The following is a 15672-nucleotide window of genomic DNA, read 5'->3' as shown; positions in this document are numbered from 1 at the left end:
AATATCAGATATATCCCATAAAGTATAGGGTTAAAATCTTAGTGACAGAAAAAATTCCCTTTTAACATTCGGATTTAGTATACTTATCATAGGATTTTTTTATGACTTTATTCGGAGGTAATTTCATGGTTCCTAAGCTTATTTTAGCTTCTTCTTCACCGAGAAGAAGAGAGCTTCTAGAACTCGTCAATCTAGCGTTTACTGTTCGCAAGCAAGAGTTTGACGAATCCACCATTACTACGGTAGAGCCAGCTCAAAAAGTAGAACAGCTTGCGATTAACAAAGCTAAAAGTATAACTATCTATGAAGACGAGGTTATCCTTGCAGCAGATACTGTCGTATCGTTTCAAGGACGCATTTATGGAAAACCCAAAAATAGTGATGAAGCCCTCACAATGCTTAGAAGCCTAAGCGGGAACGTGCATGAAGTATATACCGGAGTCATGATTCGTTCCCTAACAAAAGAAATTTCTTTTGTTGAAAGGACGATGGTGGAGTTTTGGCCATTGGAGATCGAAGAAATCAAAGAATATATTGCAACAAAGGATCCTTTTGATAAAGCTGGGGCATATGGTATCCAGAGCCAAGGTGCTGTATTAGTAAAAAACATTATAGGTGACTATTTTAATGTGATGGGTTTACCGATCTCTCGTGTAGTTCGAGAACTAAAACAATTTCAAATAGTACCTAATCCTACTAGATGCTAAGGAGACAATCTACATGCTTAAAAGTGAACAAGATATCCTAAAAGTAATCCAAAACGATTCCGAGATGATGGCAATTATTAACGCTGCGCAAACAATGCAGCTTCCTGATTGGTGGATTTGCGCTGGATTTGTTCGTTCAAAAATTTGGGATGTACTACATGAATTTAAGGAACCGACAATTATTGATGATGTAGATGTCGTCTATTTTGACCCAAATAATTTGGAGGAATCGATTGAAAAAGACTACGAACAAAGACTAAAAAAGCTCATGCCTTCTGTCCCCTGGTCTGTTAAGAATGAAGCACGTATGCACCATATCAATAATCTCGAACCTTATAAAAGTACCGTGGATGCCATCGCTAAGTTCCCCGAGACGGTTACTTCGTTAGGAGTAAAGCGAACTGAAGATGGAGAAATCCTCCTCGTTTGTCCACATGGTGTTACAGATGTATTATCCTTAACCGTTCGACCAACACCTTTTTTTAAACAATCGGAGGATAGAATGAAAATCTACCATTCTCGAATACATAAGAAAAATTGGAAATCCAAATGGTACAAGGTTACTTATTTCACAGAATAGGAGAATTAAATCGTGAGGATTAAAATAACCCAAATAACAAAGGAAAATATCCGGGAATGTGTGCGACTTGAAGCAGGAATATCGCTACCATAGCATGGGCTTATGTGGATGAAACTTTTACACCATATGCTATTTATCATGAAGACAACGTTATTGGTGTTGCAGCTGTGGAATATATTCCAGAAAACGATTCTGAAGACAAGCACTGGATTCCTCGTTTTATGATTGGTAGAGAATACCAAGGTAAGGGATATGGATTAAAAGCAATGGAAGCACTGATTGGAATGATTGCTAAGCATGAAGACTGTGAACGGATTCGGTTATCCGTCGTACCAGAAAATAAAGGGGCTATTGCCTTTTATGAAAAAGTGGGCTTCCATATGACGGAAGAGACAATAGAAGGGGAATTAGTTATGGAGTATCTCTTAAGGAGCTAAAAGGTACTCCAGATTAAGCAAAACAAAGCTCCAAAAAAAGTATGAAAGGAAGATAATTTTTAAAAATTACCTTCCCTTTTTAAACGATATATTTTTCAGTTTTTCCGCTAATCTAGAATTTCATCTAAAAAGTTTACTAATCTTTCTTGAAACTCTTCCGTAGCAACTGTATAGGCCTTTGTATGACCAGCATTTGGTACAATCCATAATTGTTTGTCACCTCCCGCTGCTTCGAAAAGCTCATGTGCCATTTCTGTAGGTACTAATTCATCAGCATCCCCATGTATAATAAAGAGTGGTTTTGTATTCTTTTTTACTTGTTCTAAAGCAGATGCCTCTCCGAAATAGTAACCAGCCCTAACCTTAGTAATGACACTTGTCACATCTAATATCGGGAATGATGGGAGATGATACAAGTATTTAAGCTGATGTCGAAGCTCCTCTTTAACTGTTGTATAACCACTATCAGCCACAATCCCTTTGACTTCATCAGGAAGCACTTCCCCACTCGTCATTAAAACAAGTGCAGCTCCCATCGAATTTCCATGTAGTACTATTTGGTCTTCATCATACGTCTGAATGAGAAGGTCAATCCAACGTAAGTAATCTAGTCGATCATGCCATCCATAGCCTATGTATTCCCCTTCACTCTCACCGTGTCCTCTTGCATCTGGTAGTAGCACATCAAAACCATTGTCATAATAAAATTTTACCAAATCATCCATTGTTTCCCTTGTACCACGATATCCATGTGCAAGTATTACTGCTTTTCCTGTATTTGCCTCATTCTTTAAAAATCCTGCCTTTAGGGTTAAATCATCATATGAAGTAATTTCGATAACCTCGGGTACCTGCTCACTATACCACTTTTCAGCCTCTTCAATTATTGATAAAGCAGTTTCAGTAGCCTGAGCATTGACACTTGCGGGCTCACTATGTAGCTCTACTTCTGTTCCTCTCTTTATACCTACCCCATAAAAATAATTCCCACCAATTACTAATCCAACAACGATGATACCAATTAATATACCACCTATTATGCGTAGCTTCTTTTTCAATTTTTTTCCCCCTGTTGACTACCTAACTTATTTTTCTAATAATTCTACCATAAAAAAAGGATTTCTCATAAGCTTTGAGAAATCCCTAATTACATTAGTCCCATTCTAAAAATTCCAAACGATTTCCAAATGGATCTGCTAAATAAAAACGCTGTGCTCCAGGTAAATTTTCATCAACAGTATAGCTTACTTTTTTTGTATCTAGATAATCCATAAAGCCCTTAAGGTTGTTTACTAAAATCGCCGGATGTGCCTTTTTCGCAGGATAAAATGGCTCTTCTATTCCTACGTGGATGTGAATATTACCAGCACTAAACCACGCTCCACCGCGTTTCTGTAAATTTGCAGGCTTTTCCACTTCCGCAAATTTTAATATCCCTTGATAAAATTCTCTAGCAATTTCTTCGCTTCCTTTTGGAGCAGCTATCTGTACATGATCAAATTTTTCATAATAAAAATTCATCTACTTCTCCCCCTTTTATTTCTAGCATAATGGAAAGAGCGAAACATTAATAATACAAATAGCAAATAATATCTGAAAACTTTTACTTATAGCTTCGTTGTAATGGTCCTGTTCGTCCATTTCATGAATGTACTCATACAAAAATGACCAGCCTCCCTAGGGGAAACTGGTCGCTTCATTAACTATTCAATAGCCACATATGCCGTATTTGAAATAAAAAGTTTTAAACCACCACTTCACCAAGTGGGTGTTTGCAGAAGCTTTCCTGCCTTCCGCTCTACCATGGCGGCTCGACATTAGAGCTCCGATATAAAACTCCCTATATTTCATTTAGAGGTTAAAACTTAATGAAATACGAACATCGTAGCTTGTATTCTTATCGTACTACTTATAATCTGAAATAGCAATGTTAATATCATCCAATCGAGGAAATTGGGCTATTCTGACTATAGTTTACCTCAAAAAATTAGTTCATATACCTCACGCAATTGTTGTATTCGTAAATCATCCTGCACGTTCTCTGCATAATGAATTTCTCGCTCAAGTATATGATTCAAGTATTGCATTTCCTTATCATTTAGATCTTCAACAAAGTCCGCTTCACTTGAATATGAGTTGTGCACCAATTTGTTGTAAATGGATTGACTTAATTCATTATTCTCGTAATTGGATAGTGATTCTCTTAAATACATTAATGTATGATCGATTATGCTCACCCACTTTAAATCCTTGTATTCTTTTTCTTCGCTCGATCTTCTAATTGTGACTTTGGTCGGTGGTTAGCTGTTTCTTCCGTTAAACCCTGAGGATTAACACTAGAAATAATTCGTTTTTTACTCCAATTATCGCTTTTCTCTGCCATAAAAACACCTCCTCTAACTAGTATTTCAAAAATAGAGGTGTTTATCCTTTTGATATCTTACAGACCAGCTATTATTTTTGTCTACTATATCCAAATTTTAGAAGGATATTGGTGCATCTATACATCTCCTAATCCTTCATATTCTTTACGTAATTCTCGTTTCAATACTTTTCCACTTGGGTTCTTTGGTAAGAAGTCTGTGAAGGCAATATACTTTGGTACTTTGAATGTTGATAGGACTTTTCTGCAGAAATGCATTACCTTTTCTTCGGTCAAACTAGCCCCTTCCTTTGGAACGATAATTGCAGTTACTGCTTCAATCCAATATTTGTCGGGTATGCCGATTACTGCAACTTCTGACACTCCATCTAATTGGTAGATTGTTTCTTCCACTTCCCGACTCGAAACATTTACGCCACCAGTATTTATCATATCTTTCTTCCGATCAATAATTGTAATATATCCTTCTTCATCCATAACACCTAAATCACCACTATGAAACCATCCACCACGAAAGGCTTCTGCAGTCTTTATAGGATCGTGTAAATATCCCTTCATTGCATGAGGAGTACGGTGAACTATTTCACCAACTTCTCCTCGCGCTACCTCTTGATCATGCTCATCCACAATTCTTGTTTGCAAATTCAATGTTGGCTTACCTGCTGAGCCGAGCTTTCGTAGTTGATCCTCTGGCTGTAATGCGGTTGCTAACGGAGAAACCTCGGTTTGCCCATAAAAATTCCAAAACCGGGCATTTGGTAACCTTTCAGATAATTCCTTTAACACCTCTCGTGGCATAATGGCTGCACCATAATAACATTTTTCTAATGTAGACAAATCACGAGTATCAAATTCTGGATGTCTTAATAATGCAATCCACACGGTTGGTGGGCAAAACAGTTGTGTTGCTCCCTCTTTTTCAATCGTACGTAGTATCATTTCAGGGCTTGCACCATCCAAAATAATTCCACTTGATCCTAAATAAATACTCGGTCCCAAAAAGCAGTGGAGCTGGGCACTATGATACATAGGAAGGGCATGAATTAGTACGTCCTCTTCAGACATTTTCCCATCTACAATACAGCTAACATACTCACTTATAATACTCTTATGAGTTAGCATTACTCCCTTGGGCCTTGATTCTGTACCACTAGTGTATAACACATGAGCTAGATCATCATCAGATAGTTCCGCATCTACATAATGGAATGGTTGATCCTGACGTCCAATATGTAATGGTATCCATTCTTCGAGAAATTCTGCCTGCCTTTCTCCCTCATCCATATCCATTAAATAGCGAAACTGAATATCCATTCCCATAGCTGCTAGTTCTAACACTGGAGCATATTCCTCAGAAGCGATTAACCCAATTACACCAGCATGATTTAATATGAAGGTAACATCATCTTTTGTTAGCATGTAATTAATGGGAATCATTACTGCACCTATTCGAGATAGGGCGAAATTAACGATAACAAAATCCAGACTGTTTTTAGACATGACCGTAATCATATCTCCTTTTTTCATTCCGCTTCCAAGAAAAGCATGTGCAGTTTGATTGACCAAATCATCCAGTTCCTCATAATTTAACCGCTTATCACGATAGGCTAAGGCAAACTTCTCAGGAACCCGTTCCCTTGTTCTTACTAGGAGATCACCTAATGTGTTTCTTCGTGCACGTTCCAATAAACCAGAAAGTCCATCAACTACATTTGAATCTGAATTCATTTAACAATCCCCTTCCAATGTTATATGATGACTGTTCTGTTACAATATTCTATTAATTATTTTAATTCAGTTAATTTGTAATGGCAATATACCTGTCAAAACTACATGATATTCGCCTAATTTCGACCTAACAAGCTTCTTTCCATAAGAATCGAGAATATAGTTAAAATGACTACTTACTAGGGGGAAATATGATGGAAGAATCAATGGACAGAAGACCAAGGCACCTCGCTTATCACGAGACACTCGAAATTCACGAATTAGTAGCTTCTCAATCCAATGGATTAATGAAGCTGAAGAAATCAATCGTGGACGTTCAAGATCAAAGACTGCGTTCACTTTATCAAAACACGATTATGGATTTAGAAGCCAATATTAGGGAGCTACTTCAATTTTATGGAATGGCACCTAGAGCAGATATTGCCAATCCACTAGAATTAGGGACTGGCTTCTATGCAGGAGACTTATTGGCACTAGCTAAAACAAGTGTACGTAACTATGCTAATGCTATCACAGAAACTGCTACCCCTGCAGTCCGTGAGACATTGACAAACCACTTGCAAAAAGCGATAAAATGCCATGCAAATGTGTTCAATTATATGTACGAAAATAATATGTATCCAGCATATGACTTAAAGAAGCTATTAGAGCATGATGTCATGAACGCGAACAACGCTTTAGAAATGAATTATTAAAAGGTATAGTTAAACTTTATTCCTTTCAACTGAACGAAAAAAGACACGGACTCTTTTCATATGAATCCGTGTCTTACTTCATTATCTATCAAATACAACCCTTGTGTTTCCAATCATATCATGTAATCCTTGTTTCTGTTCTGTAAAGCCAACAACGACATACAGTAACATGAGAATAGTAAAGACACGATAAATAAACCTGCCAACTACTTCTCTAAAAATTAAGTCACTCCACCGAAGAGGTTTTTCATCTTCACGAATTACTCTGATTCCTAATATCATTTTACCTATTGTTTGTCCTAAGAACTTAGTCATCAATAAAAAGTATGCGTAAAAGACGATAGAGCCTACAATACCAGTCACAGTCCAAAAGCCAATACTTATTGCAATACCATCATTAATAAACTTAAATGGAGATAGCAATATACCATTTAGACTAAAGATGACCAATACATCGATAAAGTAAGCCCAAAAGCGCATCCAAAAACCAGCATAGCGCTGATTAGTATCAGGGACATCATTTTCATATGCTACACTAATTTCACTCATAAATGGTCCTCCTTAATTGGAATATAAGTACATTGCTCTTGGTGCATTTGATTCACGAATTATATCCAGCATATTGATTAGCTCTTCATCTTTACCGATAAAGCTCTGCATTGACATGCCAAAAAACTTCTCAAAGCCTAATGGACTATTATATTTTACAACCTGTGCATTCTTTAGCTTCAAATCGTTTTTCATCAAATCAATCGTGTCATCCAAAGAGCCAAGTTCATCCACTAATCCATTTTCTTTTGCCTGGCTTCCTGTATAAACACGGCCATCACCCAGTTCTCGCACCTTCTCTTCAGACAATCCTCTACCTTCAACAATAACTTGAACAAAGTCACCATACATGTCATCAATCATGGTTTGCAGAATTTGACGTTCCTCATCTGTCATTTCGCGAAATGTTGACATAATATCTTTATGCTCGCCACTTTTTATGGTATTCACTTCAATTCCCAGCTTATCGGTCAGCTCCGACAGATTATATCCCTCCATAATCACTCCAATAGACCCCGTCAATGTTGCAGGATGTGCTACTATTTTATCAGCAGGTGCAGAAATATAATATCCACCTGAAGCCGCAGTATTACCCATGGACACATAGATAGGTTTTTTATACTCTTGTTGAATATCTACAATTTTGTCGTGAACCTCGGCACTTTCTACAACACCGCCCCCAGGAGTATTGATTCGTAATATGATTCCATCCACACTAGAATCCCTTGCCGCTACATCCAGCATCTTTAAAAACTGCTTATGATTATAAGAAGTTGTATTCAGTAATGTACTTGGAGCGGTATCCTGAATAACTCCATCTAAATGCAGCACAACAATTTTCCCCTTTGTTCCTTTTTCAACGAGCTCTTCTGGAAATTTATTTTCAGGAAAAGTAAATATTTGTTCAAAATTTGCACTTGCTATGCTTGTGGCAACTTGAAATCCGATCGAAACAACAAATAAAACTACTGCTATAAGCAGTGCAAGCCAACGTTTCTTATTCATGAAAAATCCTCCTATATTTCCAAAAATATATACATTATGAGGATACACTATTTAAGTAAGGATTCCTAATTATTACCTAAAAAGTTATTGACCTTGCAAATCCAAATTTTACAAGAAGTGGATTCCTTAACTTATCCAAAAAGAAGATGCAACTCAATTGTTGCATCTTCAGACGTATTATTTAAATATACAATGTAGTATGTTTCTTTGTACGCTTCACCTTTGGTGGCTGGTATCCTCGTTCAAATATTTTCCCCTTTACTAGGCTACACCGCTCCAAAAATCCTTCTAGTGAATCTACGCTTAATTCTTCTATAGCCTTTTGCATCACCATTGCTGCTACACGTGCATCTTCTAATGCATTATGGTGTTGAAAGGTAATCCCATGCCGTGCTGCAAGTGTATTAAGTTTATGGTTTTCCATATCTGGCCATACTTGCCTGGAAATAGTTGCCGTACATAAATACTCCATTTCAGGATATGTAATATTATCACGATCTAAGGTCTGTCTAATAACACTCATATCAAAACTAGCATTATGTGCCACTACAAGATTACCTGCTAAGTAATTCTCCATTATTGGCCAAATTTCAGAGAATGTCATGGCATCTAGAACATCCTCTTCACGTATACCATGTACACGAATATTAAATGGATTAAAATAAGTTTCAGGATTAATTAGGCTATAATATTCATCAATGATTTCCTTATCATTTGCTACTACAATTCCTACCGCACAGGGACTATTACGCTTTTCATTGGCTGTTTCAAAATCAATGGCTACAAAATTCATCTTTTTCCATTCCCTTATGAGTACTTTAATCACATCATAACATGTCAGTTCCCTGATTGTAAGCAAAAAAGCGCCACTGTTAACTGAACAGTGACACTTTTTATTATAGTAGCCCTACCATTTTTAACCCGTGTAAAATTCCATCTTGATCAACGGGCTTTGTTATATATTTCGCAACCTCTTTCACTTCATCGACACCGTTCCCCATGGCAACACTATTCTCTATAGTTGACAGCATCTCCATATCATTTAATCCATCACCAAAGGCATAAATTCTTTCATTTGGTATGTGTAATTTCTCCATCACCTTTTCAATTCCCTTTGCCTTGGATCCCCCTTTGGGTAGAACATCGACAGATACTTCATGCCAACGGACAAAATCAAATGCAGGAAATTCTTCTTCATATTGTTTTTCCTTCCCTTCCTCACAGAAAAGAAGTGATTGAAAAATATCATTTTCTTGATAGTACAATGGATCTACAGATGGAGTACCAACCTTCAAAGAAGAAAAACCAGCTGTAATATATGGATGCTCTGGAACATTTGCCTTCATCTTATTAGGATCCATAAATACAATTGGATGTTCGTTCTTTACTGCGGCATGAATAAGCTTTTCTAGAGAAGCTAATTCCATAGGATTTTTATAAACAACTTCCCCCTTTACTACTACATATTGTCCGTTATAACTGACAAAGGTATCAATACCTAACTCTTCGCCTATTTTTTTAAACATAAATGGACCACGGCCAGTAGCTATTGCCACGAAATGTCCACGCCTTTTAAGTTCGTGAATAGCCTCTTTCGTAGAAACTGGCAACTCTTTATTATGATCTAATAATGTTCCATCAATATCAAAAAAGATAACACTTTGCTCGTTCATTTGAATTTCTCCCTCAATACCTATTTTGTACCTTTTCTCATTCTATCCTATGAAAGCACTTACAAGTCAAATAATAAAGAAAAGTTTTAGATATAGTCAATATAAGAACAAATAAAGAAGGTGCTGGAAACATTCCAGTACCTCCCTTATCAATCCCATTTCTTAATCCGTTCAATCACATTTTTTCTAAATCTTGAAACCAATGTTTCTTTCCCTTCCGAACTCTTCTGCTTCTGCCATTCATTATAACTAGCTATGGCTATCAAAATGGATCCAGCAATTAGTAGGTAACCCCACCATGGTAGCTTTCCCCAATAAGGTCGTGTTTGCATAAAGACATTGAATAACAGTACACCTGCTCCAATAAAGAAGAATGACTTAGTTTGGTAAATCATCCCTGCAATTAATGATACTAACGACAATACTCCGATGATTAAAGCATCGTAGATCGTATTACTTTGTAGGCCATCTTGAACAAGTAAGATCGCCACAATAACTAAAACAGCCCATTGAATATAATTGGTAATTGTTTTTTTATCTTTCATTACATAACATCTGAGTACAATAACAACTATAATCCATGGTAGCACATAAAATTCCCTTACGAATAAATCTGGTAACTCAACATGGCCTAGGAGTGCATAATACGGTTGTAGCAAATAGACTGAAGCAGCAAATACCATCCATTTTGATGGAATATCGGTTATCCTATTGCGATTGATAAATAATAATATAACAATTAAAATTCCTGGTAATATCTCGTACACTAACATTTCATTCCCAAAGCTATACTGGTAGCTATTTAGAAAAGTAATGAATGCCATCAGAGTGTACCAATCAAGTCTAGTATTATTCTTTTTATGCTCGTATAGATGGCTATATAATATCCTACCAACAACAACAAGAATAATACCAAAACCTGCATGTACAACTAACTCATAGTCAACCAAATAATCATTCTCTGCAAATTTCATTACTGCTGCATACATCAATAATAATGGAATAATAGAAATTACATCCCATTTCATTCGATGTAATACCAGTAATACTAATGAACCGTAAAGCAATATAATCATAAACAAATCTATTTCATACGGATAGGAAATATAGAAGCTTGCTATACCCACACTTGAGAAAGGAAGAAAGTAGTATACGATACGCTTTTTCCACACCTCATTGCAAATAAACCAACTAACTAGAAGAAGTACACTTATAATTAAGTACGTGTAAGGTATCCCTTCCCACCATTCTAATTTGGAAAATAGAAGAACCAATGAAATCCAAGCTGTTGTAAAACCTGCATACATATACGTTTTAATTTGCCACTCAGGTCTTACCATTTTTACTGTTATGCCATATATCACAGTGGTAAGAAGAAAAGCCCACAATGAATCTGTACCAAGTAAGAATAAACTTATAGATAATGATATTGGAAGATAAATCTGTCCAACCCAATAATAAGCTTTCATTAGGCGCTGTTCTTGGTTTCTTATCGTTAGCCCTATACCTAGTAGTGCAATAGCTCCAATTACAAATTCAAACCATTCGAATAGTGTTGGTATTTGGGTTAATTCTGTATGAAGTACCACTAACACACTAAAGTAAAATATTAACGAAATGCTACTCATGATATAGGGAATAGCAGCCCAATTTGTTTTCCGATAAAGAAGGTAGGCCATTCCAATTCCACCTAAATAAATGAAAGCCCTAGTGATTGATTCTAACCCAAAACTTAAGCTGAATATAATGCCTAAACCATAAAAAATTTGTGCTGTATAAAAACTACTAGATGAAAAGTTTATCCACGAACTCTTCTTCCATATGTAGCTAGCAGCAAGTACGAATAAACTACCAAATATTACGCCAACCACTTGAATAGGCTCTTCTATAAACATTGCATTAGTCGGTTCCATAAAATGAGCATGTATAGTGATAATAAACAGAGCTATTGAAACCGGATGAAGCCAAGGTGCAATTTTCTTCATTGCAACTCGATTTTCATAATGGTTCATGACAATTGCAGTCAATCCTAGAATGAAAAACATCAGACTCTGTATGAATTTTGTTGAATCCAGTAGTGCGATAAATAATGTGATGATTAGCATCAGTCCGCTAATGTCACGAGAACTTTCTTTTATAGGCTTCCATAGTGCTATATTAACAAAACACCCACCTACCAGATAGAAAAGAAAGACAAATAGATAGAATGGAAATGTAATAGAATCATAATTAAACCAAAGCTTTCCTAATAACGATAATTCGTATATGGCACTTACTAGAAAAATCGGACTTAAATACGTAAACAGCTTATTCTTAACGGTTGACGCAAGATAAGTAAAATTAAGAGCGATAATAATATAGGCAATCATTAATATGATAGAACCTACTCCAGCCCTTAGTAAAATTCCTTCCAAACTAATATACAAAAATGCCATTGCTGATACGACAGCACTTGTTATACGAAATATCTTATGCAAAGATCCAGAATCCTTGATAAGCTTCGGTAGTGCTAAAAAGATTACTCCAAGTAATGCATATGCAATCTCCCCTACTCCTTCAAGGATAGAGTTTTCTACGAACTGATATGCTCCATAAATTAGCATTGCAGTAAAAACAAAATGGTAGGATCTATGATTACTAACAAAAATCATTGCAAAATAAATTACGGCTGTTAATAGCAAATTAAAACTATACATGACTTCAGAATCATAGAATACTAACATCAGCAAAGTAGAAAGGATAAGATTCGCTTGAATAAAAGGGATAAACTCCTTTATAAATAATGTTAGTTTTTGATGATTCTTAAATGTACGATAACCAAGAATTAGTAGTGCATTGTACAGCATAATACCGAAATAAAAACCATCAATTGGTAAATGGAGAGCAGCAATTACTAGCCCTACTAATATGCTCAATGTGACATAGGAAAACCAGACGAACAATCGAGATGCTAGTTTTATTGCCAAGTAAGCATAAATCGGTAAGACCACTAATGTTCCGATCGCTCCGAATAGGTATTTACCCTCTCCAGAAAAAGACAAATAGCTACCAAATAGCTCGAAGTAACCCGCCGAAACTACGATTATTGGTAAAAACAAACTACCTAACACGATAAAAGCAAAGCCAGTTTTTTTAATATGTAATACACTACTCGTTAACCATGCTAAGGTGTAAAATAAAACAGATACTGCTGTAATTAACCCTGTCTTTGTCCAATTCCCTAGCGTTTCCCAAGTACTAGTTGCTAATACCAATCCGCCTAATAATAGTAAAATTACACCAAGATTTAGCCCCCATGTAATGTTACGCTCTCTAACCTGTTTCGCAGTTAATTCTCTTTTAGACTTTATTACTGGTTGAGAAGGAACAGTTTGTTTTACTTCTTTCTGAAGTTCTTCCTTGGTCTGTGTAATACTATTTACCTGTGGCTTAGGTGCTTCCTTGGTCTGCGTAATACTATTCATCTGTGGCTTAGGTGCTTCCTGCTTTGATATTTTCGTGTCCTGTTCAATCTGATTTCCTTTTGGCAGATTACTATAATATTTTGTATGTGAATTAACTACCTTTGCAGCAATATTTAATGATAAATATCTAGCTTTTACTAGTTTATTTAATTCTTCACGTACAATCTCCCTTTTCTCCTCTGGGCTCAGCTGTGTCATTGTTTCACCAACCTTATGTAAAAATTTTCTACATCCATCATAACAGTATATTGATTCTGATTCATCAACATTTTTATAATTTGCGAACTATAGGGTATTGACAATATAATAAAACATGTGTAAATTGATTTTAACAATTTTATATCGAAATATTTCTTATCCAGAGAGGTGGAGGGACTGGCCCTTTGAAGCCTCGGCAGCGGACTCATACGAGTACTGTGCCAATTCCAGAAGTGTAACGCTTGAAGATAAGAAGAGATAGATTCATGAAGTTTATTCACCTCTTCTTATTTTTAAGAAGAGGTTTTTTGTTTTAAAAAATATAGGATGAGGTGATTAAGATGAGCTTTCAAGCTACAAATGAATTATTAAAAGTAATTGAAGTACTGAAAGAAAAAGAATGGGTAGATTTGACTCATACGTTTGGCCCTGAATCCCCACACTTCTCAGCTTTTGAATCAGCAGAGTTTAAAACTTTATTCACACATGATGAAGGATTCTTTGCCCAACAATTTACGTTTCCAGGTCAATATGGTACACATCTAGATGCACCTATACATTTTGTCCGAAATAAACGCTATCTTGAAGACCTGGAATTGAAGGAGCTTGTTTTACCACTCGTTGTAATTGATAGGTCAAAAGAAGCTTCTATGGATAATGACTACACACTTTCCGTAGCTGATGTTCTTGAATTCGAATCAACATACGGGCAAATTGAAGCAGGTAGTTTTGTTGCCTTAAGAACCGACTGGAGCAAGCGGTGGCCAAACCATGATTTGTTCAATAACAAAGACGAAAATGGTGTTGCTCATGCACCAGGATGGGGACTAGATGCACTAAAGTTTCTATTCGAGGAAAGGAATATTAAAGCTGTTGGACATGAAACATTTGATACTGACTCTGCAATAGATTACAGAAAGAATGGTGCACTTTTAGGAGAGTATTATGTTCTAGAACAGGATACATATCAAGTGGAGCTACTAACTAACTTGGACAAATTACCTGCAAAAGGTGCAGTTATTTTTAATATTGTACCAAAGGCTAAAGAAGCATCAGGATTTCCTGTACGATCATTTGCTTTATTACCATAACTTATAGAGAGAAGGAAAAAGAATGAGTGATAGATTAGTTAAAGTACCATTTCGGGCTGATCATGTTGGTAGTTTACTGCGTCCGGAAAATCTATTAAAGGCAAGAGAAGAATTTAAAAATGGAATTATTACCAAAGGTAAACTGCGAGAAATAGAAACACAGGAGCTTAAACGAATTGTAGCAAAACAAATTGAGGTCGGACTCGAGCTTGTAACAGATGGTGAATTTCGCCGTTCTTGGTGGCATATTGATTTTCTTGAAAATTTAAATGGCCTTGAGGGGTATGTTCCTGAACGCGGAATACCCTTCCAAGGAATAGAAACCGACCCCTACGATGTCCGTAATATTGGAAAAATATCCTTTAACCATGAACACCCATTTTTAGAGGATTTCAAGGTTTTTAATGAAATTGTTGCAGGGCGAGCAGTGGCAAAACAAACAATACCTAGCCCGAACCAACTATTTCACCGAGGAATAAGAAATACAGCAATCTATCCTACAGTCGAAGAATATGCTAATGACATTATCCTAGCTTATCGTGATGCAATAAAAGCTTTCTATGATATTGGTGTACGTTACCTACAGTTAGATGATGTTTATATTGCAGGCTTAAATGCTGAAAGTTTAGTAGCTTATGAGCCCGGTCTCACACGTGAAGAATTAATTGATTTAGCGCTCCGAGTCGTCAATGGCGTATTAGAGGATAAGCCTGAAGATTTATATGTGACCACCCATTTATGTCGGGGAAATTATGAATCCAGATGGGCCTTTGAAGGAAGCTATGCACATATTGCTCCTACTTTGTTTGCTAAAGAAAGGGTGAGTGGATTTTTCTTAGAATATGATGACCATCGCTCGGGTGATTTTAAGCCACTAGAGCATATCCCAATTGGCGGTGCACAAGTAGTATTAGGACTGGTTACTTCAAAGTTTGGTGAATTAGAAGATAAAGAGTCCATTAAAAAACGCATCCTAGAAGCAGCTCAATATGTCCCGCTAGAGCAATTATCACTTAGTCCGCAATGTGGATTCTCTTCGACACATCATGGAAATAAATTGACCGAGGAACAGCAATGGAAAAAATTAAAGTTTATTGCTGAAGTTGCCAAAGAAGTTTGGGGATAGACATTAGATTCATCATAATAATACCAGGTCAAGAGA

16 protein-coding genes, 1 other RNA gene and 1 riboswitch are annotated in these 15672 nt (G+C 36.3%); of the genes, 6 read left to right on the top strand and 11 right to left on the bottom strand.

Going from position 1 to position 15672, the window contains the following annotated elements:
* Positions 1-125 precede the first annotated feature (125 nt).
* The 3 genes from KI338_RS01175 (at position 126) to KI338_RS01165 (ending at position 1724) form a co-directional block, all read left to right on the top strand.
* Positions 126-707, top strand: a complete 582-nt coding sequence (locus KI338_RS01175) for a Maf family protein (protein ID WP_212919147.1) — start codon at positions 126-128, stop codon at positions 705-707.
* A 13-nt stretch (positions 708-720) separates the two neighbouring features.
* Positions 721-1287, top strand: coding sequence for a nucleotidyltransferase family protein (locus KI338_RS01170; protein ID WP_212919146.1), 567 nt, complete (start codon positions 721-723; stop codon positions 1285-1287).
* 104 nt (positions 1288-1391) lie between these two features.
* Positions 1392-1724: a GNAT family N-acetyltransferase gene (locus tag KI338_RS01165; RefSeq protein ID WP_212919145.1), complete on the top strand. Its 333-nt coding sequence runs from the start codon at positions 1392-1394 to the stop codon at positions 1722-1724.
* Between the two features lie 107 nt (positions 1725-1831).
* On the opposite strand, the gene KI338_RS01160 is transcribed toward KI338_RS01165, so the two are convergent.
* The 6 genes from KI338_RS01160 to KI338_RS01135 form a co-directional block, all read right to left on the bottom strand.
* On the bottom strand, positions 1832-2782 hold the full coding sequence (locus KI338_RS01160; RefSeq protein ID WP_212919144.1) for an alpha/beta hydrolase: 951 nt from the start codon (positions 2780-2782) through the stop codon (positions 1832-1834).
* A gap of 94 nt (positions 2783-2876) precedes the next feature.
* Positions 2877-3245 (bottom strand): VOC family protein, encoded by a 369-nt coding sequence (locus KI338_RS01155; protein ID WP_212919143.1) that lies wholly within the window; start codon positions 3243-3245, stop codon positions 2877-2879.
* 186 nt (positions 3246-3431) lie between these two features.
* Positions 3432-3618, bottom strand: a non-coding RNA gene (ssrS, locus tag KI338_RS01150) — 6S RNA.
* A gap of 85 nt (positions 3619-3703) precedes the next feature.
* Complete coding sequence (locus KI338_RS01145; RefSeq protein ID WP_212920005.1) at positions 3704-3952, bottom strand: sporulation protein; 249 nt, start codon at positions 3950-3952, stop codon at positions 3704-3706.
* Between the two features lie 14 nt (positions 3953-3966).
* Positions 3967-4107, bottom strand: a complete 141-nt coding sequence (gene sspL / locus KI338_RS01140) for a small, acid-soluble spore protein L (protein ID WP_212919142.1) — start codon at positions 4105-4107, stop codon at positions 3967-3969.
* A gap of 117 nt (positions 4108-4224) precedes the next feature.
* Positions 4225-5835: an acyl-CoA synthetase gene (locus KI338_RS01135; protein WP_212919141.1), complete on the bottom strand. Its 1611-nt coding sequence runs from the start codon at positions 5833-5835 to the stop codon at positions 4225-4227.
* A gap of 194 nt (positions 5836-6029) precedes the next feature.
* On the opposite strand from KI338_RS01135, the gene KI338_RS01130 reads away from it, so the two are divergent.
* A complete protein-coding gene (locus KI338_RS01130; RefSeq protein ID WP_280530722.1) occupies positions 6030-6530 on the top strand; it encodes a spore coat protein in 501 nt (166 codons plus the stop codon).
* An 81-nt stretch (positions 6531-6611) separates the two neighbouring features.
* On the opposite strand, the gene KI338_RS01125 is transcribed toward KI338_RS01130, so the two are convergent.
* The 5 genes from KI338_RS01125 to KI338_RS01105 all read right to left on the bottom strand — a co-directional run bounded on the left by KI338_RS01125 (position 6612) and on the right by KI338_RS01105 (position 13419).
* Entirely contained in the window at positions 6612-7079 is a 468-nt protein-coding gene (locus KI338_RS01125; RefSeq protein ID WP_212919140.1) for an RDD family protein, read from the bottom strand.
* Between the two features lie 12 nt (positions 7080-7091).
* The gene (gene sppA, locus KI338_RS01120) at positions 7092-8084 is read right to left on the bottom strand and encodes a signal peptide peptidase SppA (protein ID WP_212919139.1); all 993 of its coding nucleotides are present in this window, start codon (positions 8082-8084) and stop codon (positions 7092-7094) included.
* 181 nt (positions 8085-8265) lie between these two features.
* Entirely contained in the window at positions 8266-8877 is a 612-nt protein-coding gene (locus tag KI338_RS01115; protein ID WP_244853260.1) for a 3'-5' exonuclease, read from the bottom strand.
* 103 nt (positions 8878-8980) lie between these two features.
* Positions 8981-9757 carry a Cof-type HAD-IIB family hydrolase gene (locus KI338_RS01110; RefSeq protein ID WP_212919138.1) on the bottom strand — a complete coding sequence of 259 codons (777 nt, stop codon included), beginning with the start codon at positions 9755-9757 and terminating at the stop codon, positions 8981-8983.
* Between the two features lie 149 nt (positions 9758-9906).
* Positions 9907-13419 (bottom strand): hypothetical protein, encoded by a 3513-nt coding sequence (locus tag KI338_RS01105; protein ID WP_212919137.1) that lies wholly within the window; start codon positions 13417-13419, stop codon positions 9907-9909.
* Between the two features lie 153 nt (positions 13420-13572).
* A riboswitch (SAM riboswitch) is annotated at positions 13573-13674 on the top strand.
* 86 nt (positions 13675-13760) lie between these two features.
* On the opposite strand from KI338_RS01105, the gene KI338_RS01100 reads away from it, so the two are divergent.
* Together KI338_RS01100 and KI338_RS01095 are read left to right on the top strand one after the other, a co-directional pair.
* Positions 13761-14510, top strand: coding sequence for a cyclase family protein (locus KI338_RS01100; RefSeq protein WP_212919136.1), 750 nt, complete (start codon positions 13761-13763; stop codon positions 14508-14510).
* 22 nt (positions 14511-14532) lie between these two features.
* Positions 14533-15636, top strand: a complete 1104-nt coding sequence (locus tag KI338_RS01095) for a 5-methyltetrahydropteroyltriglutamate--homocysteine S-methyltransferase (RefSeq protein ID WP_212919135.1) — start codon at positions 14533-14535, stop codon at positions 15634-15636.
* Positions 15637-15672: the final 36 nt, after the last annotated feature.

Source organism: Ornithinibacillus bavariensis, from assembly GCF_018333235.1.
Taxonomy (GTDB): Bacteria; Bacillota; Bacilli; order Bacillales; family Amphibacillaceae; genus Ornithinibacillus; species Ornithinibacillus bavariensis.
The sequence above is the reverse complement of the archived record's forward strand: the minus strand, read 5'-3'. Positions and strand labels throughout refer to the sequence as shown.